The organism is Sphingomonas sp. AP4-R1, assembly GCF_013113735.1.
Lineage (GTDB): Bacteria > Pseudomonadota > Alphaproteobacteria > Sphingomonadales > Sphingomonadaceae > Sphingomonas_I.
This window is the reverse complement of the sequence record NZ_CP053346.1, coordinates 3,453,739-3,474,593: the sequence shown is the minus strand read 5'-3', so window position 1 is coordinate 3,474,593 and position 20,855 is coordinate 3,453,739. Positions and strand designations below refer to the sequence as shown.

The 20,855-nt window shown below is 68.5% G+C and carries 18 protein-coding genes; 2 read left to right on the top strand and 16 right to left on the bottom strand.

Going from position 1 to position 20,855, the window contains the following annotated elements; translation table 11 throughout:
• Positions 1-14: 14 nt before the first annotated feature.
• The 11 genes from HL653_RS16110 to HL653_RS16060 all read right to left on the bottom strand — a co-directional run bounded on the left by HL653_RS16110 (position 15) and on the right by HL653_RS16060 (position 13,553).
• A complete protein-coding gene (locus tag HL653_RS16110; RefSeq protein ID WP_171745417.1) occupies positions 15-3,104 on the bottom strand; it encodes an efflux RND transporter permease subunit in 3,090 nt (1,029 codons plus the stop codon).
• Between the two features lie 4 nt (positions 3,105-3,108).
• Entirely contained in the window at positions 3,109-4,023 is a 915-nt protein-coding gene (locus tag HL653_RS16105) for a hypothetical protein (protein ID WP_171745416.1), read from the bottom strand.
• The gene (locus tag HL653_RS16100) at positions 4,020-5,378 is read right to left on the bottom strand and encodes a TolC family protein (RefSeq protein ID WP_171745415.1); all 1,359 of its coding nucleotides are present in this window, start codon (positions 5,376-5,378) and stop codon (positions 4,020-4,022) included. The genes HL653_RS16105 and HL653_RS16100 overlap by 4 nt, the downstream gene beginning before the upstream one ends.
• Positions 5,375-6,382, bottom strand: coding sequence for a YncE family protein (locus HL653_RS16095; RefSeq protein ID WP_171745414.1), 1,008 nt, complete (start codon positions 6,380-6,382; stop codon positions 5,375-5,377). Before HL653_RS16095 ends, HL653_RS16100 begins: the two co-directional genes overlap by 4 nt.
• 93 nt (positions 6,383-6,475) lie before the next feature.
• The gene (locus tag HL653_RS16090; protein ID WP_171745413.1) at positions 6,476-7,822 is read right to left on the bottom strand and encodes a HAMP domain-containing sensor histidine kinase; all 1,347 of its coding nucleotides are present in this window, start codon (positions 7,820-7,822) and stop codon (positions 6,476-6,478) included.
• A complete protein-coding gene (locus HL653_RS16085; RefSeq protein WP_171745412.1) occupies positions 7,809-8,486 on the bottom strand; it encodes a response regulator transcription factor in 678 nt (225 codons plus the stop codon). Before HL653_RS16085 ends, HL653_RS16090 begins: the two co-directional genes overlap by 14 nt.
• Positions 8,487-8,658: 172 nt before the next feature.
• Positions 8,659-9,459 (bottom strand): TfuA-like protein, encoded by an 801-nt coding sequence (locus tag HL653_RS16080; protein WP_171745411.1) that lies wholly within the window; start codon positions 9,457-9,459, stop codon positions 8,659-8,661.
• Complete coding sequence (locus tag HL653_RS16075) at positions 9,447-10,472, bottom strand: YcaO-like family protein (protein WP_253718120.1); 1,026 nt, start codon at positions 10,470-10,472, stop codon at positions 9,447-9,449. The genes HL653_RS16080 and HL653_RS16075 overlap by 13 nt, the downstream gene beginning before the upstream one ends.
• Before the next feature lie 103 nt (positions 10,473-10,575).
• Positions 10,576-10,860: a hypothetical protein gene (locus HL653_RS16070; RefSeq protein ID WP_171745409.1), complete on the bottom strand. Its 285-nt coding sequence runs from the start codon at positions 10,858-10,860 to the stop codon at positions 10,576-10,578.
• A gap of 53 nt (positions 10,861-10,913) precedes the next feature.
• Complete coding sequence (locus HL653_RS16065) at positions 10,914-12,959, bottom strand: tetratricopeptide repeat protein (protein ID WP_171745408.1); 2,046 nt, start codon at positions 12,957-12,959, stop codon at positions 10,914-10,916.
• 249 nt (positions 12,960-13,208) lie between these two features.
• Positions 13,209-13,553, bottom strand: coding sequence for a UrcA family protein (locus tag HL653_RS16060; RefSeq protein ID WP_171745407.1), 345 nt, complete (start codon positions 13,551-13,553; stop codon positions 13,209-13,211).
• A 247-nt stretch (positions 13,554-13,800) separates the two neighbouring features.
• On the opposite strand from HL653_RS16060, the gene HL653_RS16055 reads away from it, so the two are divergent.
• On the top strand, positions 13,801-14,700 hold the full coding sequence (locus HL653_RS16055; protein WP_171745406.1) for a LysR family transcriptional regulator: 900 nt from the start codon (positions 13,801-13,803) through the stop codon (positions 14,698-14,700).
• A 278-nt stretch (positions 14,701-14,978) separates the two neighbouring features.
• A complete protein-coding gene (locus HL653_RS16050) occupies positions 14,979-17,381 on the top strand; it encodes a glucose/quinate/shikimate family membrane-bound PQQ-dependent dehydrogenase (protein WP_301337928.1) in 2,403 nt (800 codons plus the stop codon).
• A gap of 150 nt (positions 17,382-17,531) precedes the next feature.
• Here the strand turns inward: HL653_RS16050 and HL653_RS16045 are convergent, their stop codons facing one another.
• The 5 genes from HL653_RS16045 to HL653_RS16025 form a co-directional block, all read right to left on the bottom strand.
• Positions 17,532-17,912 carry a DUF427 domain-containing protein gene (locus tag HL653_RS16045; RefSeq protein WP_171745405.1) on the bottom strand — a complete coding sequence of 127 codons (381 nt, stop codon included), beginning with the start codon at positions 17,910-17,912 and terminating at the stop codon, positions 17,532-17,534.
• A gap of 81 nt (positions 17,913-17,993) precedes the next feature.
• Entirely contained in the window at positions 17,994-18,341 is a 348-nt protein-coding gene (locus HL653_RS16040) for a carboxymuconolactone decarboxylase family protein (protein ID WP_253716963.1), read from the bottom strand.
• Between the two features lie 27 nt (positions 18,342-18,368).
• A complete protein-coding gene (locus HL653_RS16035; protein WP_171745404.1) occupies positions 18,369-18,542 on the bottom strand; it encodes a hypothetical protein in 174 nt (57 codons plus the stop codon).
• On the bottom strand, positions 18,542-19,564 hold the full coding sequence (locus HL653_RS16030) for a PHB depolymerase family esterase (protein ID WP_216599878.1): 1,023 nt from the start codon (positions 19,562-19,564) through the stop codon (positions 18,542-18,544). Before HL653_RS16030 ends, HL653_RS16035 begins: the two co-directional genes overlap by 1 nt.
• Before the next feature lie 76 nt (positions 19,565-19,640).
• The gene (locus HL653_RS16025) at positions 19,641-20,843 is read right to left on the bottom strand and encodes an MFS transporter (protein WP_253718119.1); all 1,203 of its coding nucleotides are present in this window, start codon (positions 20,841-20,843) and stop codon (positions 19,641-19,643) included.
• Positions 20,844-20,855 lie beyond the last annotated feature (12 nt).

The window sequence follows — 20,855 nt, the reverse complement described above, 5'->3', positions numbered from 1 at the left end:
ACGCGGACCGTCGATCATGCGCGCCTGCCCCCGAAGCGCCAGATCAGCGCCGGAAGGATCAGCAACGTCGTCAGCGTCGAGCTGACCAGCCCGCCCATGATCACGATCGCCATAGGCCCCTGTATCTCGCGCCCGGCCTGCCCGCTGCCGATCGCCAGCGGCAACAGGCCGAGGCCGGTGACGAGCGCCGTCATCAGGATCGGCGTCATGCGCTCGCGCGTCGCGAGGACGAGCGTGTCGAGCGACCAGGGATGGCCCTCGGCCTGCACCAGATGGTCCGCGTGGGAGAGGAGCAGGATGGTGTTGCGCGCCGCGACGCCGAACAAGGTGACGAACCCCACCAGCGAGCCCAGCGACAGATCGCGCCCGCTCAGCAGCACCGCGATCACGCCGCCGATCATCGCCAGCGGCGCGGACGCGAAGATCAGCGCCACCGACCGCCAGCTTCCGAAGGCGACCGCGAGCAGCGCGATCATCCCCGCGATGGCGAAGCCGACATTGCGCAGCAATTCGTTGCGCGCGGCGACGGCGGCATCGGCCGTGCCCTCATATTCCAGATAGACGCCGGGCGGCAGTTTCACCTGATCGGCGATCGCCTGCTTGACGGCGGCGGTGACGGCGGCGGCCTGCTGCGGCGGTGGATTGGTGGTGACCACTTCGCGCACCCGCCCGCCTTCATGCGCGATCACGGTACGCCCCTGATCGAGCGAGACGCGCGCGACCTGCCCCAGCGGCATCGCCACGCCGGAAGCGGAGCGGACGAGCAGATTGCCGATCGCCTCCGGCGTCTCGCGCAGTTCGGGCGGCACGGTCAGCGCCACGTCGATCGAGCGATCCTGCTTGAAGATCTGGGCCGTCGCATTGCCCTGATACGCGGCCTGCACCGTGGACAGGATGTCGGCGGTGCCGATGCCGCGCGCGGCGGCGCGCGCCGTATCGACACCGACCCGCACCACCGGAGTGCGCGGCGGGGTGGCGCGCTGGACGTCGACCGCGCCCTGCACCGTCTCCACGACCGCCACGATCCGGTCCGCCGTGCGATCCAGCGTGGCGGAATCGCCGCCATAGATGCCGATCGCGAGCGAGGCCGTCTCGCCCGAAAGGGATTCGCCGATCCGGTCGCCCAGGAACGTCAGCACTTCGGTGACGAGACCGGGATAGCCGTCCAGCACCGCGTGGATCCGGTCCTGCACGTCATCCTGCTCGGCGCCCGACAAACCGGGCTTCAGCTCGACATGGAATTCGGAGCGCTCACTGCCCCACGTATCCTCGCCGCCCTCGGCGCGGCCGATCTGCTGCTCCACCGTATCGATGCCGGGAATGGCCAGCAGATCGCGCGTGATATGCTGGCCATAGGCGCGCATCACCGAGAGCGAGGTTCCGGGCGGCCCCGTCACGCCCAGCACGAAATGCCCCTCCTTGAACGAGGGCAGCAATTCGGTGGTGAAGGTGACGGTCGCCGCCGCCGCGATCAGCACCGCCGCGACCGATCCGATCAGCACGAGGCGCGAGGCTTCGGTGAAGCGGATCAGCAGCCGGACGACCGCATCCTTCAGCCGGCGGAGCGGCGCGGGCTCCTCCGGCAGCCGGGCATGGCGCAACAGCAGCAGGCTGAGCGCCGGCGTCACGACGATGGCAACCACGAGCGACGCCAGCGTGGCGAGGATGAAGGCGGTGGCGAGCGGCGCGAAGAAGGCGCCCTGCAGGCCGCTCAGCATCAGCACCGGCGCCAGCACCAGCGACACGACGAGCGTCGCGTAGATCACCGGCGCGCGGACCTCGACCGAGGCGGCCAGGATCGTCGCGGTCGGCGCCTCCCCGTCCGGCGCGGAGCGCAGGCGACGAATGATATTCTCCACGTCGATGATCGCATCGTCGACCACCACGCCCAGCGCCACCGCCATGCCGCCCAGCGTCATCGTGTTGATGGTGACGCCGAAGCGATCGAAGATGATGATCGCGGTGAGCAGCGAGAGCGGGATGCTGACGAACGAGATCAGCACCGCCGCCACGTTGCGCATCATCAGCAGCAGGACGACGGCGATCAGCACCGCGCCGATCACCAGATCGTCCATGATCCCGTGCAGCGCGGCATCGATGAAATTGGCGGGGCGGTGAAGCCCGGGCCGCATCGTGATCTCCTGCGCGGCCAATGCGGGCCTGAATTCCGCCAGTGCCGCCTCGACCGCGCGGGTCACCTCCAGCGTGTTCGCGCCATATTGGCTGGACAGGCTGATCAGCACGCCCGGCTTGCCCATGATCAGCGCGTCGCCGTTGTTGGGCGATGCCCCCTCGGCCACGGTGGCGACGTCGCCCACGCGCGTCGCTGTGGCCGGCGCGCCGGCGGCCGTGGGGGGCAGCGCCAGCGGGGCCGCCGCGATATCGCCGGCACCCCGCGCCTGCCCGTGCGCGTCGATCGGCAGGCGCTGCTGCGGCGTATCGATATAGCCGCCACCGATCACGCTGGTCGCCTGCTGCACGGCGCTCGCCACGTCGGACAGCGCGAGATCGCGCGCCGCCAGATCGTCAGGCCGAACCTGCACCTCCACCCGGCGGATGATGCCGCCATAGACGGTCGCCCGCGCCACGCCCGGCACCGCGAGCAGGCGCGGCCGCACCTGCCACTGGATGAAGTCGCGCAGGGCCGTCGGGTCCACCTTGTCGCTCGTGAAGCCGACCTTGAGCAGGTCCATCGTCGATGAGGTGAGCGGCTGCACCTTGGGCGCCTTCACGCCCTGAGGTAGCGCGCCCGCCGCCTCGCTGAGGCTTTCCGCCACGATCTGGCGCGCGCGATAGGGATCGACCCCGTCGGCGAAGATCACCGTCACGATCGACAGACCCTGGATCGATTCCGAGCGGACGGAGGCGACGCCCGCCGCACCGTTCACCGCCTGCTCGATCGGGCGCGTGACGAGTTGCTCCACCTGATCGGGCGAAAGGCCGGGCGCCTCGGTCTGCACCTCGGCCTGGCTCGGCACGAAATCCGGAAACACGTCGAACTTCACGCGGCCGAGCACGACCGCGCCGTAGATCAGCAGCAGCGCGGCTCCCGCCGTGACCAGCCAGGGCCGCGCGAGCGACCAGCGGACGATATGCGTCAGCATGCGATCAGCCTTCCGCCGGGCCGCCGCCGCGCTCGGCCGCGTAGAGCGCCGCGGCACCATTCGTCACGATCGGATCGCCCGCCCGCAATCCTCCCGCGAGAAGGCCGCCGGCCGTGGCGACCGGCGCGATCAGGCGCGTCCGCGCGAAGGCCTGCGCGCCGATGCGCCGATAGACCCACGATGCGCCCTCGACGCGCAGGATCGCGGCATTGGGCACGAAGATGCTGGCGTGGGCCGTGCCGCCGAGCTTCGCGGTCACGGACAGACCCGTCGAGAGCAGGGCCGCCTTGGGCCCGGACACCTGCGCGATCAGGCCGGGCGACTGCAGGCGCGGATCGGCCGCGCGGGCAGGCCCGAGGATCGTCGCGGTCGCGCTCCCCATCTCGCCAAGATCGAGCTGCACCATATGCAGGCCCGCCTGCCCCACGCCATTGGCGCTGTCGATCCGCACCAGCGCGGAGCGGCCGGACGACAGGGCCGCGACGAGCGCTCCGCGCCGCGCATCGCTCAGCCGCGATATGGCCGGGCCCCATTCCAGCCCGAGACGACGCACCAGCAGCGACAGGCGCGCATTGTCGCCGCCGGCCTGCATCGCCGCCGCCTGCGCCACCTTGCGCGAGACCGTCGCATCCTCCGCGAACAGGGCCTGGCTGCGCGCCGCCTCCGCCGCCGAGGCCGCCGCCGTCGGCCGGGCCGCCGCGATGTCCGCGTCCAGCTGAGCGAGCGGGATCGGATCCAGCACGCGCGCGAAGCCCGCGACCGATCCGGCCTGCGTCACCATCCGCGCCGGCGCAGTCGTCACGGACAGACGGCGCAGGGTCGCCCCGTCGAGCATCACCGGCTTGGGCGCTTCCGCCCCGGCCTTGAGCGGGAGGGCCAGCGCAAGCAGCCCCGTCCAGATTGCGGGCCAGCGCCTCACTTCGTGTCTCCCAACGTCTTCATCGCCTGTTCCAGCACCAGCCCGTCACGCGGATCGTTCGGGCGGCGCAGCGCATCCTCGAGATCGACCGAGGCGAGCCACGCGAGCCGCATCGCCTCGATCAGAGCGATCTCGGTATCGATCGCGGTCGCGGCCGCCGCTTCCTCGTCCACCCGGTCGCCCGCGCCCTCGCGCAGGCTGGCGGCGGCGCGCTCGGCGAGGCGGCGCGCGGTGGGCACGTCGCGCGTCGCGGTGACGGTCTCGGCATAGGATTGGGCCGCCAGCGCGGTCGCGGTGCGATCCACTTCGCCCAGGATCGTCGATTGCAGCGCCTCCAGCTTCACGCCCGCCTGCGCGCGCTTCCGCTCGGCGGCGGCAAGGGCCGCGCGGTTGAGGTCGATCGGCGGCAGCTGGAGCGCGACGCCGAAGGGGAGCTTCACCAGCCCGCGCTCATAGGTGTAGCCGGGCTGGATGCGGAGTGCGGGATATTGGTTCGCCACCTCCTGACGCACGGCATTTTCGGCAAGATCGTAATCGACGATCGCGCGCAGCACGTCGCGGCGCCCCGCCGAGGCATCCCGCCGCCAGCCGGCGAGATCCGGGTGCGACGGAACCGGCGCGCTTCCCTCGATCGGCTCGACGGCGATCGCGGCGACGGCGGCCGGATCGGCGCCGATCGCGTTGCCGAGCGCGACATCGGCCTGGGCGCGGCGAGCGGTGATATCGCGCGCACGGCGCTGCGCATTGGCGAGGTCCAGCTGGGCGAGGATCGAGATCGGCCGTGCCTCCTCGCCCGCGCCCACGCGCGCCTGCAATTTATCGTACCGGTCCTGCCGCAGCGCCAGCGCGCGCGCCGCCAGCGGCGTCAGCCTGTCGGCGAACTGGCGATCGATCAGCGCCCGCCGGATCGCCGACCGCGCCGTCCAGACCACCTCGCCATAATCGTAGCGCCCCTGCAGCGTGGCGAGATCGGCCGCGTCGATGCGCGTGTTGCGCCGCCCGCCGATATCCAGCGGAATGTCGAACAGGCCCGATCCGAGCCACGGTTTGCTCGGATTGTCGTCATGCGAATATTCGGACGTCAGCTGCAGCGATCCCGGCGGCGGCACGCGCGCGGCGCGCGCGGCCGCCACGAGGCTGCGCACATTGGCCGCGCTTTCGCGGATCGCGGGCGACCACAGGATCGCCTGCGCCAGCAGGCTGGAGGTCGACCAGTTCTGCGCCTCCGGCAGGGTGCGGGCAGCACGCTGGGGGACGGCGGCCGAAGGGGATACGGGCGCGGGGCGATAAGCGGCGCAGGCTCCCAGGGCACCGCACAGCAGGATTATCCCTGTACACGGAAGCAGACGTGTCACTGCGGCGAGACGACGATCAGATGGAAGCTGCCGGGGACCGGCCGGGGGCGTCCGCCGGGCGTGTCGGCCGCCGCCATCTTCGCGGCGGGCAGATAGACCTTGCCGTCCGTGGGATCGACGGTTCCGGTACGCGCGGACACGTCCGTCGTCACCGTCTCGACGGCACGCACCTGCCCCGGCGCCTCGTCCAGCACCGTGAGCGTGCCGGATTGACCCGCCGGCACGAACAGCCGCTTGCGCGCGGGATCGGGGATCACCGCATCCGCGCCCATACCGATCGCGGCCGTGCCGATCATCCTGCGCGTCTTCGGATCGACGATCGCGGCGATGCCATTGCCGCAGGCGGAGACGATCACCCGCGCCGTGGGCGCATAGGCCATGCCGGTCGGGCCCTTGCAGCCCGGCAGCGCGATCCACCCGAGCAGCCGCGCCTTGTCGGGGTCGACGACCGCGATCTGATCGCGATCCTCATTGTTCACATAGAGGAGGCCCGACGCGTCCAGCGCCGCGAACTCCAGCCCCGGCGCGGCGGTGATCGTCGCGGTCACCTTCGCGGTGGCGGGATCGACCAGCATGATCGTGCCGGAGTCGGCATTCATCACCACCGCGCGCTTGCGAACCGGGTCCCAGATCGCCGCGTCGGGCTTCTTGCCGACCGGGATGCGCGCCGTCTCGGCGCCGGTCGCGGCATTCAGGAGACGGACGGTGGCGGTATCGCCTTCCGTCTCCAGCAGGAGCCCCGATCCGGGAATGGGCAGCACCGCATGCGCGTGCGCGGCGGGCGACAGCGCCGGGGTCGCGACCCCGCTGGCGAGGTCCACGGCCATGATCGCATTGCCGTGCGCCACATAGAGACGACGGGTGGCGGGATCGACGCTCGCATAGTCCCAGCCGCCGTCCGGGCCCGCGATGCTGCCGGTCACCCGATAGGCGGGGGTCGCCGCCATGGCCGGCGCGGCTGCGATCAGGGCGGCTGCGAGAAGAGTGAACGTACGGGCTTGCATGATGGCGTCTCCGATCCGGGTGATCCGGCTAGGCGACGGCGGCGGCGGAAGCGCAAAGCGGAAAGCGCCTGAGCGTTCGAAAGTACCAGAGTTTCAAACTTCCGGCGGAAAAACCAGCGTCACGGACAGGCCCGGCTGCGCATCCGCGAGGATCAGTTCGGCGCGGTGCGTCGCCGCCACCGCAGCGACCAGCGTGAGGCCCAGCCCATAGCTGTCGCCCGATCGGCTCGCTTCCCGACGACCGAAGCGGCGCAGCACCAGAGCATGGTCCTCGGCCGGCACCCCCGGCCCGTCGTCCCGCACCGTCAGCCTCGGGTGGCCATCGACGGAGGCGACCGCCACCTCGATCCGCGTTCCCTCCGGCGTGTGCTTCAGCGCATTTTCGAGGAGGTTGGCGATCGCCTGCCCGATCAGGCCCTCGTCGCCGGATGTTGTCACGTGCGGCTCGACCGCCGCCGTGATGCATCTCTCTCCGTCGAGCGCCGCGGGCGCATAGGTCTCGATCAGGTCCGCCGCCAGCAGATCCAGCCGGACCGCCGTGAACCGCTTGCGGACCGCGCCGCGCTCGATCTCCGAAATCCGCAGGATCGTGGAAAAGAGCGCCATCAGCCCATCCACCCGATCCAGCGCTTCCATGATGCGTCGCTCGCGCTCGGCAGGCTCGTCGGCGTCGCTGGCGGCCTCCAGCGTGACGCGGAGGCGCGACAGCGGCGTGCGCAGATCGTGCGCCACGTCGGCGGAGACATGCCTCAGGCTGTCCATCAACTGCCCGATATGGTCGAGCATCCGGTTGAGCGTATCAGACAGGCGATCGAACTCGTCGTCGCCCTCCCCGATCGGGATGCGCCGGGCGAGATTGCCCGCCATGATCGCGCGCGCGGCATCGTCGACGGCAGCCAGGCGTCGATGGATCACATGGCCGATCAGAAAGCCGCCGACCACGCCGATCGCGATCATCAGGCCGAAGCCCGCGCCGGCGATGGCGAGCAACGTATGCTCGATCCGCCCCAGCGATTCCGCCTCGCCGATCACGGCCAATGTCTCGCCGTTCGGCAGGCGCAGCGCGGCGGAGCGGCCGGGAATATCGGTGCCGTCGGCCAGGCGCACGCGAATGTCGGACAGGCCCCATCCCGGCCGCCCCGTGTCCACCTTGCCCGCGATCCGCCGACCGTCGCGGCCGATCAGCGCATAGCCGCCCGCGCCGGGCACCAGATCCCGCGCGACGATATCCTCGATCAGCGCGGTACGCCCCTCGCGCTCGGCCGCGCCGCGCAATGTCGTCAATTCGCTCTGCAGGCGATCGTCCAGCGCCTGGCGCAGCGTGCGCCTGGCAAATCCCCAGATGCCGCCGCCCAGCAGCAGCGACGCGAGCGCGAAGCTCAGCGCATAATAGCCGGCGATCCGGTAGGCGGTGCGCCGCGTGGGGTTAGGCGTCGCCACGGACGCGATAGCCCTCGCCACGGATCGTCTCGATCGCGCCGGTCGCGAAGCCGCCGTCCAGCTTGGCGCGAAGCCGACTCATATGGCTTTCGACGATCTTGGTTTCGGGATCGAAGTCGAACCGCCAGATCGCCTTGAGCAGCATCGCGCGCGTCACCACGCGGCCACCGTGGCGCATCAGCATGTCCAGCAGCTGGAATTCGCGCGGGTGGAGCGGAATGGCCTTGCCCGCGCGCGTCACGGACCGGTCGACGCGGTCCAGCCGGATACTGCCGATCGCGACGATGCCGTCATGATCGGGCGCACGCGACCGCCGGCCCAGCGCCGAGACGCGCGCCGCCAGTTCCGCCAAGGCGAACGGCTTGATCAGATAATCGTCCGCGCCCGCATCCAGCCCTTCGACCCGATCCTCGATCGATCCGCGCGCCGTCAGCATCAGCACGGGTGCCAGCACGCCGCCGGCGCGCATCGCCTTGAGCGCGCTGATGCCGTCCATCCGGGGCAGCATGCGATCGAGGATCACCACATCGAAATCGCCGTCGATCGCCCGCGAGGACCCGTCCGCCCCGTCTTCCGCGACGACGACGACATGGTCCTGCTTCTCCAGCCGCGCCCTGACATGAGCCGCCAACTCGCGATCATCCTCAACCAACAAAACGCGCATCTTCGCTCCCATGCGACCCTGTCGGCCGACACGCTACAATACGGCACGATCCCACGCTCTCGCACCTCCCCTGGCGATCAATCCGAATATGGAAGCACAATCGGGCGCCGGATGCGATGCGCTATCGGCGCTGCGGGAACCTTGCACAACGCGCAAGGCCTTGGTCAGCCGGTCAGGCCGTGAGCGGGTGCATGCCGATCCGATGGCCATCCGCTTCATCGGAGCGTGCCCAGCCGGCCGCGACGGGCGGGCGCATCTCCGGCAATCGGATCTGCTTATGATCGCCGAGGTTTCGCAGGAAACAGGTGCGCGGCGTGTGCACGGGCTCGGCATCGGCCGGCCGGCCGTGGCGCGCGAACCGGATCGCGCGGGCGGCATCGCGCGCCTTCCAGTCGATCCGGTGGTTCGCCAGCCAGCGCGCCAGCAGATCGATCGGGTCCGCCCCGAGACGCGCCCTCGCCCGATCGAGAATAAGCCGCCATTCGCGATCGCGGAAGTTCAGGTCCGTCGCGATTTCGAGGATGATCCTGGCGGAGGCCGGCGCCACGACATGCGCATGGACCGCTCTCAGGATGTTCGCGCGCACGTTGACGAGCGGTTCGGTCAGCGGCCGCCATCCCAGCGCATCCGGCGCGTGCAGCACCGCCACCTCGTCATCCGCGACGAGCCGTCCCCGCCGATAGGCCGAGAAGATCGCGCCGATGCCGATCATTCCATAAGGCGCCAGTTCGGCGGCGCGCAGCGCCCCCATGCTGGCGGCACCGATCACCGTGATCCCCTGCTCGATGAGCAGCAGGATTTCCTTGTGCCAGGGCGCCGGGCGGACATCGAAATATCCGTCGATCAGCACGACGCGATCCGGACGCTCCTCGATCAGGCACATCAGGTCCCCGGCGGCGGCCGGCGGTCGCCAATCGATCGCGGGATCGAGAACGGCCGGCCGGCTCGGCCCGGCAAAGGCTATGACATGCATGTCGCGGCGTCCCGGCGTTCGCGCCAGAGATCTCCCAGGCCAGGCACCACCACCTTGACGACGATCGCTTCCGACTCGTCCGACGACAGACGAAGCCAGCCGACCTGATCATATCCCGCCGCGGCCAGCGCGCCGACCAGTTTGCGGATGGCTCCGGCATCGTCGAGCGGCGGCGTATTGTCCGCCACCAGCGGCTGCTCCTTGATGAAGCTCGGCGTGGGAAAACCCAGACCGAGGGGGCGGCGATGCGGATGAGCGGACCGGATCGGCAGATCGTCGCGCGCGCCCGCGATCATCGTCAGCCGGGACTGCAGCGCCTCCAGCATGGCCGCGCGCAGAGCCGCCTCCGTTTCCTCATGCGCGCCGGCGCCACCCGCCGCCGCATGATCCCGATCCGGTTCGGCCCCGTCGAGCAGCTCGACGACGAAGACCTCGATCGGCACGACGCCCGGCACGCGATTGACGCGCACCGTGACGTCGATCTCGTTCAGGCGCTTCACCAGTTCCTGAAACCAGCCATAGGCGATCGTCTCGATCGCGATGCGGGAGCCCAGCGACCCGGCCTGCCCCCGCCTCTGCCACTCCCCGCGCGCATCCCGCTCGATCACTTCGTGCAGCGCGTGGCGGATCGCGCCGTCGGCCGAGAAATGCGCGGCCAGTCCCGTGCTGCATCGCCCGAACCGACCGTCATCCTCGCGGGTCAGGTCGAGCGAGACGATGCTCTCGGGCACGAAGAAGGAGGTCGTCCCGCCGATCGACACCAATTCCACCCACCGAAGGGTCTCGCCGGGATCGAGCATTCCGCGCTCGCGGGCGAAATCATCCACCACCGGGCTTCGCCGGCCCGGCGGGAGCGCGTGCCACGAACAATCCGGCCCGATCCCGGACCACGCTTCCGCGCACGCACTTTCAACCGCTTCCATGAGAGCTCCAATTCGGGCCGAGCACGCGTCGAAACCCTTGCCCTGATGGACGGACAAGGCTTTGCTTCGTGGTCGAACGGCCTGCCACACGGGCACACCCACCCGATCCAGGCCTGTAATGTCGGCGAGACGCGTGACCTCGCAGCGCGCCGCCGCAGCGAGGGCGCGCCGCTCGATCTCCGCTTTCACGAGATTAAGATTTTTTGGGGCCGCTCAGTTCGAACGAGCTGGCCACATGCTGCTGCGGCGGCAGGGCGGCAGCCTTCACCCCGGCATCGGCATGCTGGTCGAACAGTTCGCGCATCTGGCCGACACCCACCTTCACGGCGTCCGTGGCGTCGTCGCCCGCATGATATTCCCACACGGCGCGCGTGAGATACAATTTGCCCTCATGCTCGATGAGGAAGACCGGCTTCGCGAGCGCGGGCTCCGCGCCCTCGGTCTGCTGCGAAGAAACATAAACCAGATCGTCAGCCATAAGTGCCTCCCACGTTGATAAAATTATGCAGCTCCCGCCCGGCCGGGGGCCGATCAGCTCGCCAGCGCGAACCCCCGCGTCAGCCCGTCGTCGATCAGCCGGCGATGGGCCCTCTGGCGCAGCGGCATGAACCGCTCGGTCCACTCGATGATCGCGTCGTCGTCCAGCGGCATGCCGCCACGCCAGACGCGCGCGAAACCGCGACGAACCTCGGCGGCGAGCGCGACGACGCGGTCTCTCGGCTGATGGCTGGACGCATTGGCCAACCGGACCGCATGATAATGCAGCCCCGCATGGGTCGAGCCCCTGAACTGTTCCTCGGCCTCGTCGGCCCGCTCGGCGAGCGCCAGCACGACGGCGGCATCGGCGTGGTAATCGGGCGGCGGGAAAGGATTGATCGCGAAGGCGCGCGCGATCGTCGCCTGCGCCTCGTGAATCTCGCCGAGCAGCGCCAGGCCGGAGCCCACAGCGTTGATCACGCGCGCATTGTTCGCGCCGAGCCCGAGCGCCTTTTCGAACGCCTGCCCCGCTTCGGACCAGTTGCCGCCGCGCAGATGACACCAGCCCATCCGCAGGTGGACGACCGGATGATGCGGATCCAGTGCCCACGCCTCACGCGCCAGCGTCAGCGCGCGCGCGCGAAGTTCGACCGTGTCGTGTCCGGCCGAGGTCTGCCAGAAATCGGTATTGTAGAGCTGGACGAGCAGCAGGCGCGAGCGGACGTCGGAAGGCGTTCGCAGCACGACGCCTTCCAGCAGATCGGCCGCCTCCTTGATCTCGGCGAAGGTCTGCCCGGTGCGGGCCAGCTTTCGCGCCCGCGCATAGACGGCGTAGCTGTCGTCCGTATCGTGGACGCGCGGCGGAAGATTCAGGATCAGGTCGCGCTCGATCACCGGCGCGACGGCGCCCACGGTGCGCGCCACGATCAATTCCACGGCCTTGTCGAGATCGGCCTCCTCGATCGTGATCTGTTCGGACCACAGCAGCATGCCGCTGTCGTTGGAGGCCAGCTTCACGTTCAGCCGGAATTGGTCGCCCACCTCGCGGAGCGTGCCCGAAAGCAGATAGGTCACGACGGCGGTGCTGCAGACATCCGCGACGCGGTGGAGATCCGAACTGTCGATCGCCAGGACGCGGATGTCGCGATGGCGGCCGAGAACCGTGGTGATCTCATCCGTCGAGATCGTGGCGATCGCCGCGCCATCGCTCCTGCGCCCGATCCACGCGACCGGCGCCACGATGATGACGGGCGGTTCGATGACGGGGCTCGACAGCCCGGCCGCGACCGTCGTCGGACCGACGGCGGCCCCCAGCTCCGGCCGATCGAGCATCGGACGGAGCGCCGTGAGCTCGACGAACGTCGCATGCGTTTCAGGGGACGGCGGGACGCCGAACTCGCTCTGCAGCGAGGCGGACAGCCGCCGATAGCGACGGTGGACCGAGGCGAGATTGCCTTCGAGGGCATCCGCCCGCATTCCCAGCCGCGCGACACCTTCATTGCCGGGATCGAGCCGCTCGAGCTGGTTCGCGATTTCACGGACGTAACGTGCCGTCTCCATCGTCAGACGCCCTTCCGCTGCTTCGAGCAGCACGGCGACGAGACGGTCCCGCTGGGCGGTGCGCTCGGCAATGAGCCAGGCGTCGAACCCGGGCGAGAGTCCTTCCAGATCCCGCAACAGTTCGGGATCGAGCTGCTGGAGCAGCGCGGGAAGCTCGGCGAGCCGGCCGTCATGGGCCGCGGCAATGATCGCGGATGCGTCGCTTCCGAACAGGCCCGCATGAAGGACCATCGTATCGCGGGTGATTTCGATCGCGTCCGCGCACAGGCCGAGCGCCTTTCGCAACTCCGCCAGCGACTGGCGCAGACTGGCGCGCGCCTGCTCCTCCCCCCGATCGCTCCAGAGGAGTTCGGCCACGACCTCGCGGCTCGCCCGATGGCGATGGGTGAGGGCCAGATAAGCGAGGATGCCGCGTGCCTTGCGTCCCCGCGGGGTGACTTCGATACCGCTATCGCCTTCGCGCGCGGCGAATTCACCGAAGAGTCGCAGCTGCAATCGTTCGGCCGCGCGCGGCTCGGCGTCCCCTGACGTGATCGGCATGGACAGCCCGCCCCTTGTTCCTGCCGCGAAACGTAAACCGGGCTAGGCATCGGGTAAAGCTGGTCCTCACGTGATCGGCCAAAAGGCGGGGTTTGTCGCCCATCGCTTCGTCGCAAACGCGAGGTCTGCGACGCGGACAAAGCGAGCTGGTAAGCTGGGCTACGGGTACTCGAACTCAAACCGAACGCTCTACACCAGGGAAAGAAAAACAGCCGGGGCGGCGTCCCCAAACCACCGCCCCGGCCCCCATCAGCGGCTAGCGACGACTAGGTCGCGTCCCTTGGCAGCCAACTTCTGGGATCCGTTGTACATGGCGGACAGCTGCATCTGCGCGTCCTGCCGTGCATCCGCGCGACAGCGCTGGACCGCGTGCGCCACGCTCAGCATCGTCAGCGCGGCCTGCTCGCCGCAAACGGCGGTCACAGCGCTGTCCAATCTGTGCCGGAGCCTCGCTTGCCCTGCGGCCGAGGCGAGATTGATATCGTCATAGGCGACATGCCGGGTCGCAGTCTGCGCGAAGGCCGGCGCACCCGAAAGGATGCTGCCCGCGATCACAAGGCTCGGCCATGTCCACTTCCAGAGCTTCCTCATCATGTTGCCCTACCCCTGCTAGATCGTCTCCAGCCGAGAGGGCCCGCGCCCTCCGACGCCGCCTTCTTCGCCTCAATGCGTCAAACGACCCGGAAGATGCGCGCGAATTCATCGTGAAAAAACCGTGAAATCCGTCAGAAACGGTAGGCCGGCACATTCCGGAAGCGCGTGGGCCGGACCTGCCATAGAAGGAGCGGACGCAGGCCGATCCGCTCCTCTTTGACACCGGCCGCACGAACGAGGGAATGGAATGGACCGCTGGCAGGCGATGCGGATCTTCGCGAAGGTCGCCGAAACCGGAAGCTTTGCCGAGACGGCACGCCATCTGCACATGAGCCCGCCCGCCGTCACCCGCGCGATCGCCGGGCTGGAGGATCTGATCGGCGCGCGGCTGCTGGTGCGGACCACCCGGTCGGTGCGATTGACGGAAGCCGGATCCCGCTATGTCGAGGATTGCCGGCGCATCCTCTCCGATATGGCAGAAGCCGAGGCGGCCGCCGCCGGTTCCTACGCCACGCCCTCCGGCACGCTCTCCGTGACGGCGCCGCTTCTCTTCGGGCACCTCTATGTGCTGCCGATCCTGACCGAATATCTCGATACCTATCCCACGATGGCGGGGCGCACGCTGTTCGTCGATCGGCCGGTGAACATGATCGAGGAAGGCATAGACGTCGCCGTCCGCATCGGGCGCCTGGCGGATTCGGGCCTCGCCGCGATCCGGGTGGGATCGGTGCGCCACGTGATCTGCGGGTCACCCGATTATTTCGCGCGGGCGGGCACGCCGACCGAGCCCGCCGATCTGAAGGCGCACCGGATCGCCGCCTCGACCGGCGCCTTTTCCTCGCCCGAGTGGCGCTTTCGCGACGATCAGCGCGTGACCGTCCATATCGGCCTGCAGACCAACACCAATCAGGCGGCGATCTCGGCCGCGATCGCCGGCTGGGGACTGACGCGGGCGCTGGAATATCAGGTGGGGCCGGCGCTGGCGGCGGGCCAGCTCCGGATCGTGATGGAGGATCATGAAGACCCTCCTTTGCCCATCCACGTGCTGCACCCGCAGGGGCGCCAGGCACCCGCCAAGGTTCGCACCTTCGTCGATCTCGCGGTGGCGCGGCTGCGCGCCAGCCGACTGCTGACCGGTGGACATTAGGACCAATTCGGCCAAACTCTTCTTTTGCTGGATTTTCTCCACTCTGTAAAAGTTATGGAGCAAAACCAGTCTTTGGAGGTTGTGCCCCCGTTCGGTGGGGCGTAGGGGCCCCCTCGTCCTAGAGAGGTTGCCGGGCAGCATTTGCTTCGTCGGCGGGTCTGCATCCCAGCGGTCCGGTGGCGATCCTTACTGTCCGCTGTTGGTCGCAGATGTCCCGCGCGAGGCCCCCGCCCCGCGATGAGCCGCGCGATCGTCATGCGGCAATCAGGACGTAATCTTTGAGCGACTCTCCACCCCATCTGACGCCCCCGGAGCGCGCGCAGCGCCCCGGGATCTGGGCGCGCATCTCCGCGCTCCTCACTCTTGCCATAGGCCTGGTCACCGCCGGGGCCGGAATCTGGCTCGCCGCTCTCGGCGGCTCGCTTTACTACGCGATCGCCGGCGTCGTGCTGATCGCGAATGCGGTGCTGCTGTGGCGCGGTAACCGCCTCGCTTACCCGCTCTACGCTTTGCTGCTCGTCGGCACGATGATCTGGGCGCTGGCCGAGGTCGGCTTCAATTTCTGGCCGCTCGCTCCGCGCGGCGACATCCTCGTCCTGCTCGGCCTGTGGCTGCTGGCCCCGTGGGTCGTGCGCTCCTTCCCGGCGACGCGTCGCCCGTGGAAGACCCCGCTGGTAGGTGTGATCGTCGCCGCGTTGATCGTGGTCGGCGTCTCGCTGACGAAGACCAATGACGATCTTTCGGGTTCGCTGCCCACGAAGATCGCGGGCGCGCTGCCGGATACCGATGCCGTCACCGTCCCCGACGAGGATTGGCACGCTTATGGCCGCACGGGCGCGGGCGATCATTTCTCGCCGCTCAAGCAGATCACGCCCGACAATGTCGGCAAGCTGAAGGTCGCCTGGACCTTCCGCACCGGCGACATGAAGGGCCCGAACGATTCGATCGAGACCACCGACGAGGTGACCCCGCTCAAGGTGGGCGACACCGTCTATCTCTGCTCGCCGCACCAGAAGGTGTTCGCGCTGGACGCCGCCACCGGCAAGCAGAAGTGGGTGTTCGATCCCAAGGTGGTCGATGATCCCACCTTCCAGCATCTCACCTGCCGGGGCGTGTCCTATCATGCCACGCAGGCCGGTGCCCTGACGTCGGACGGCAAGCCCGTTCCGGCCGAGTGCCCCGAGCGCCTCTTCCTGCCGACCAATGACGGCCGGATGTTCGCGATCGACGCCAAGACCGGCAAGACCTGCGACGCCTTCGGCAACCATGGTCAGATCGATCTCAAGGACGGCATGACCGTCAAGCACAAGGGCTTCTACGAGGGCACCTCGCCGCCGGCCGTCACCAAGTCGGTCGTCATCATGGCGGGTGCCGTGATCGACAATTACTCGACCACCGAGCCGTCCGGCGTGATCCGCGGCTTCGACGTTCATACCGGAAAGCTGATCTGGGCCTGGGATTCCGGCGCGATCGACGAGAATGCGCTGCCCTCGGCCACGCATCACTATACCGCCAGTTCGCCCAACAGCTGGTCGATCTCCGCGCTCGATGAGAAGCTTGGCCTCGTCTATCTGCCGATGGGCGGCGCCGCGACCGACATCTGGGGCGGCAATCGCACGCCGACGATGGAGCGCTACATGAGCGCGCTGGTCGCGCTCGACGTCAACACCGGCAAGCGCGTCTGGTCCTACCAGACGGTCCATCACGATCTCTGGGACATGGATCTGCCCTCGCAGCCGAGCCTGCTCGATCTGCGGACAGCCAAGGGCATCATCCCGGCGATCTACGCGCCGACGAAGAGCGGCAACATCTTCGTGCTGAACCGCAAGACCGGCAAGCTGATCGTCGCAGCGCCCGAACGGCCGGTTCCCCAGGGGGCCGCGCCGGGCGATCGCCTGTCGCCCACCCAGCCCTTCTCCGAGCTGACCTTCCAGCCGAAGGAGCATCTGACCGACGCGAACATGTGGGGCGCCACGATGTTCGATCAGCTGGCCTGCCGCATCATGTTCAAGCAGATGCGCTATGAAGGGCCGTTCACGCCGCCCAGCACGCAGGGAACGCTCGTTTTCCCCGGTGACGTCGGCATGTTCGAATGGGGTGGCATCGCGGTCGATCCGCAGCGCCAGATCGCGATCGCCAACCCGATCGTGTTCCCGTTCGTCTCCAAGCTGATCCCGCGCGGGCCCAACAACCCGCCGGCGCCCAATGGCGCGCATCCGGCGGGCAGCGAGATCGGCGTGCAGCCGATGTACGGCCTGCCCTTCGGCGTCGACCTTCACCCCTTCCTGTCGCCGCTGGGTTTCCCCTGCATGGCGCCGCCGTGGGGTTACATGTCGGGCGTCGATCTCAACACGAACAAGATCGTGTGGAAGCATAAGGTCGGCACGACGCGCGATTCCGTCCTGCCGCTGCCCTTCAAGCTCGGCATGCCGATGCTGGGCGGCACGATGGCGACGGCGGGTGGCGTGACCTTCCTGACCGCGACGATGGACAATTACATCCGCGCGTTCGACGTCACGACCGGCAAGATGCTGTGGCAGGCACGCCTGCCCGCGGGCGGCCAGTCCACGCCGATGACCTATGCGGTGGGCGGCAAGCAATATGTCGTCACGGCCGCCGGCGGCCACGGATCGTTCGGCACCAAGCTGGGCGACTATGTGATCGCCTACACGCTGCCGTAACGCTCTCTCCCTTCGTGGAACGGGAACGGCCCGTTTCCCCGGCATCCTTCCGGCATCCATGTGCCGACGGGGTCCACCGGGGAAGCGGGCCGTTATCCTATCCGGCGCGACGCGCGGCGGCTGGATGCGGGGAAACCGACGTCGCTGTCGTCAGTCCGCCTGTTCCTCGATCGCATCGACGCGGTCGGGATAGAAAGCGAGATGCCCGCGTATCGCGGCGACGGCCTCGTAGGGCGCCTCGTAGGTCCAGATCGCATTCACCGAACGCGCGCCACCCGCCGGAATGCTGAAATAGGAGGCCTCGCCCTTGTAGGGGCAATAGCTGCCATGATCGGTGCGCTCCAGCGCCGCCATATCGACATGCGCGCGAGGGATATAGTGGACGGCGGGATAGCTCGCCTCGCGCAGCGTGAGCGCCTCGGTCGTTTCCGCGATCACCTTGCCGCCGAGCCTGACGACGATGCGATGCGGATTGGGTTCGATCGTGATGGGGTGATCGGGTCCCGGTATTCTGACGATCTTCTCGGACATGGGCTGGCTCCGAATGGGCGGCGCCCGCCATATGGGGGCGGCGCCCCGGCGTTACGACCGGGGCCCCGCCTGCCCGATCGATCAGACTTCGCCGGAGGCCGCGAACGCGTCCATCGCGCGCGTGGAATAGACGAGCGCGGCGCCCGCATTCAGCGCGATCGCCACGCCCAGCACTTCGCTCAGTTCCTCCTCGGTCGCGCCGGCCTTGCGCGCCGCATCGGTGTGGACGGTGATGCAGCCGTCACAGCGCAGCGTGATGGCGCAGGCGACCGAGATCAGTTCGCGCATCTTGGCATCGAGATGCCCGGTCTTGGCGTTGGCATGGCTCAGGCCGGCATATCCGCGCACCGTCTCGGGCGTGAGCTTGCCGAGCGCGCCGACCCCCGCCGCCAGCTGATCGCGATACAGATTCCAGTCGATCATGTGCATGCATTCGCTCCCTCGGAAAATGGCACATCATTGCGCGCGCAGCCCTTTCACGTCGGCGGCCGTCACATGGGAAGGCTTCGCGCCGAAGCGGGCGGTGACGTAATGGGTGACCCCCGCAATCTCCGCATCGGGACAGGCCGTGCGGAAGCCGGATATGTACGAGCCGCGATGCTGGGGCATGCCGATCCCGTCGAGGATCATCAGCGCGCGGCCTGCAGCCTGGCGACCACGTCATGCACCGCCCGCATCTGCGGAGCACTCTGCGTCTGGAAGCGGGGGAAGCCGCCGAGCGCGGGGCCGGTATAGCCCCACCAGTCCCAGCAGCCCTGCGGATTGAAGGGCGCCACCGGGCTCTTGTCCACCTGCGGGTAGAGGATGACGATCCCGTTGGTATCCGCCCACGCGTTATAGCCGAGGCCGGCATAGACATCGGCACCCGCATAGGCCGCGCTCTGGCCGCAGCCATGGAACACGACATGGACGGCACAATGCGCGGCCGCCTTCCGGCAGTCCTTGGGAATATAGACATACCCCGTATCCGCCATCGCGCTGGCGAGCGGCAGATAAGGGCGCTGATCGAACGGAATCGGCACGGACGAAAGCGTCGTCGCCCTGGGCTTCAGCGGGCCGAGCAGATGGGCCAGGATCGCGCCGGGCTGGTCATAGGGCTGGCCGCCCACATCGCAGCGATTGATATAATGATCGCCATTGGCATCGCAGGCGCCTCCGATCCGATCGGAGATGAATGCGTGCCCCGCCGCGACTTCCTTCACATACAGGAGGTTGGCCGCCGGCACCTTCAGATCGACGTAGAAATCACGAACGGCATCCATCGCCGGCTGGAACACGATCTTGTCCTGCGTGCCGTGGAACAGATAGATTTTCTGGTGCGCGATATGGTCGGTCGGATCGATCGCGCCGAAGCCGGCATACCAGAGCGCCGCGTTGAAGGCGCCCGCTCCGGAAGGTTTGCCCTGCATGCACGGCAGGGCCGCCGCGAGGCCCAGCAGCCCGCAGGCATAAGGGCCGCCCGCGACGATCCCGGCGCCGATCGTGCCGGACGAATAGGCCACCGCATATTGCATCGCGAAGAAGCCGCCCGAGGACAGGCCCGAGACCGACGTGCGTGCGGGATCCGCCCCCAGCGCGGGCAGCTTCTTCGGAGACGCCGCGAAGGACGGCTGTGCCGTGGCAAGGCCGAGAAGCAGCAGAAGGAACCGCATGTTCCGCATCGTCACCCCCAACGATCCCGGCGCACCGACTCCCGAACGGACTCCGCCCCCGCGCCCGACCTTCAATCTACGCCTGAGTCCAGTCGCGGGACAGATGCCTTGAGGCGATCAGCATCAGGATCCCCGCCAGCGCATAGAATCCCAGCGAACCGATCATCGCCCAGCGCAGCGCCTCCTCTCCGAGACGGGGCGCCAGCGCATCGGACAGCGATCCGATCGCCAGCGCGCCGAAGCCGACGCCGATCAGATTGTTGATCGTGAGGAAGCTGGCAGAGGCAGTCGCGCGCATCTGCGCGGGCACGAGATGCTGGACGGCGGTCAGTACCGGGCCGAGCCAGACATAGGCCAGCCCCTGCGGGATCAGGAACAGCACGAACGCCAGCGCGACCGAATGGCTCAGCATCGCGGCCGCGAACAGAGGCACCGCGATCAGGAACGCGATCGCCGGCACGCGCGCATAGGCGCCCTTGTCGCGCTCGCCGAGGCGATCCGCGATCCAGCCGCCCGCGACCATCCCGATCGTGCCGCCGATCAGCGCCAGCCCCGCGAAGAAGCGGCCGGTCGCCGGCAGATCGAGCAGGAACGAACGCCGCAGCAGCGAGGGCAGCCAGAAGGCCAGCCCGTAACCGAGCATCGAGCTGGACGCCGCCCCGCACGAGAGAAGCCAGAAGCTCGGCTTGGCCGCAAGGATCGCAAACACCTGCCCGATTGCGGGCTTTTCGAGGGTGGGCGCGGCGCGCGGCGGTTCCTTCACCACCAAAGCGAAGATCGGCGCGATCAGCAGTCCGGCCAATCCCACCCACAGGAATGCCGCCCGCCAGTTGACCAGCGCCGCGATATAGCCCCCGAACAGAACGCCCAGCGCCGATCCGATCGGGATCCCCAGCGAATAGATGGCCAGCGCCCGTGCGCGCCTGTTCGGCGGGAAGATCTCCCCGATCACCGCATAGGAGGGCGCGACGCCCCCCGCCTCCCCGACCCCGACGCCCACGCGGAACAGCAGCAGCTGGGTGAAATTGCCCGCCACGCCGCACAGAGCGGTGAACGCGCTCCAGGCGGCGAGCGAGCCCGTGATCACCCATGTCCGCTTCGTCCGGTCCGCCAGCCACGCCAGCGGGATGCCCATCGTCGAATAGAGGATCGCGAAGGCCAGCCCGCCGAGCAGCCCGAGCTGCTTGTCGCTCAACCCGAACTCGGCCTTGATCGGCGCGGCGAGGATGCTGACGATCTGCCGATCGAGGAAGTTGAAGCTGTACACTAGCAGCAGCATGGCGAGCACCAC

Bases quoted from the DNA above. Each gene is read 5' to 3' on its own strand.
- HL653_RS16110 (WP_171745417.1), bottom strand. From the start codon at position 3,104: ATGCTGACGCATATCGTCCGCTGGTCGCTCGCGCGGCCCTGGCTGGTC.
- HL653_RS16095 (WP_171745414.1), bottom strand. From the start codon at position 6,382: ATGCAAGCCCGTACGTTCACTCTTCTCGCAGCCGCCCTGATCGCAGCC.
- HL653_RS16085 (WP_171745412.1), bottom strand. From the start codon at position 8,486: ATGCGCGTTTTGTTGGTTGAGGATGATCGCGAGTTGGCGGCTCATGTC.
- HL653_RS16080 (WP_171745411.1), bottom strand. From the start codon at position 9,459: ATGCATGTCATAGCCTTTGCCGGGCCGAGCCGGCCGGCCGTTCTCGAT.
- HL653_RS16070 (WP_171745409.1), bottom strand. From the start codon at position 10,860: ATGGCTGACGATCTGGTTTATGTTTCTTCGCAGCAGACCGAGGGCGCG.
- HL653_RS16065 (WP_171745408.1), bottom strand. From the start codon at position 12,959: ATGCCGATCACGTCAGGGGACGCCGAGCCGCGCGCGGCCGAACGATTG.
- HL653_RS16060 (WP_171745407.1), bottom strand. From the start codon at position 13,553: ATGATGAGGAAGCTCTGGAAGTGGACATGGCCGAGCCTTGTGATCGCG.
- HL653_RS16055 (WP_171745406.1), top strand. From the start codon at position 13,801: ATGGACCGCTGGCAGGCGATGCGGATCTTCGCGAAGGTCGCCGAAACC.
- HL653_RS16045 (WP_171745405.1), bottom strand. From the start codon at position 17,912: ATGTCCGAGAAGATCGTCAGAATACCGGGACCCGATCACCCCATCACG.
- HL653_RS16040 (WP_253716963.1), bottom strand. From the start codon at position 18,341: ATGCACATGATCGACTGGAATCTGTATCGCGATCAGCTGGCGGCGGGG.
- HL653_RS16035 (WP_171745404.1), bottom strand. From the start codon at position 18,542: ATGATCCTCGACGGGATCGGCATGCCCCAGCATCGCGGCTCGTACATA.
- HL653_RS16030 (WP_216599878.1), bottom strand. From the start codon at position 19,564: ATGCGGTTCCTTCTGCTGCTTCTCGGCCTTGCCACGGCACAGCCGTCC.
- HL653_RS16025 (WP_253718119.1), bottom strand. From the start codon at position 20,843: ATGCTGCTGCTAGTGTACAGCTTCAACTTCCTCGATCGGCAGATCGTC.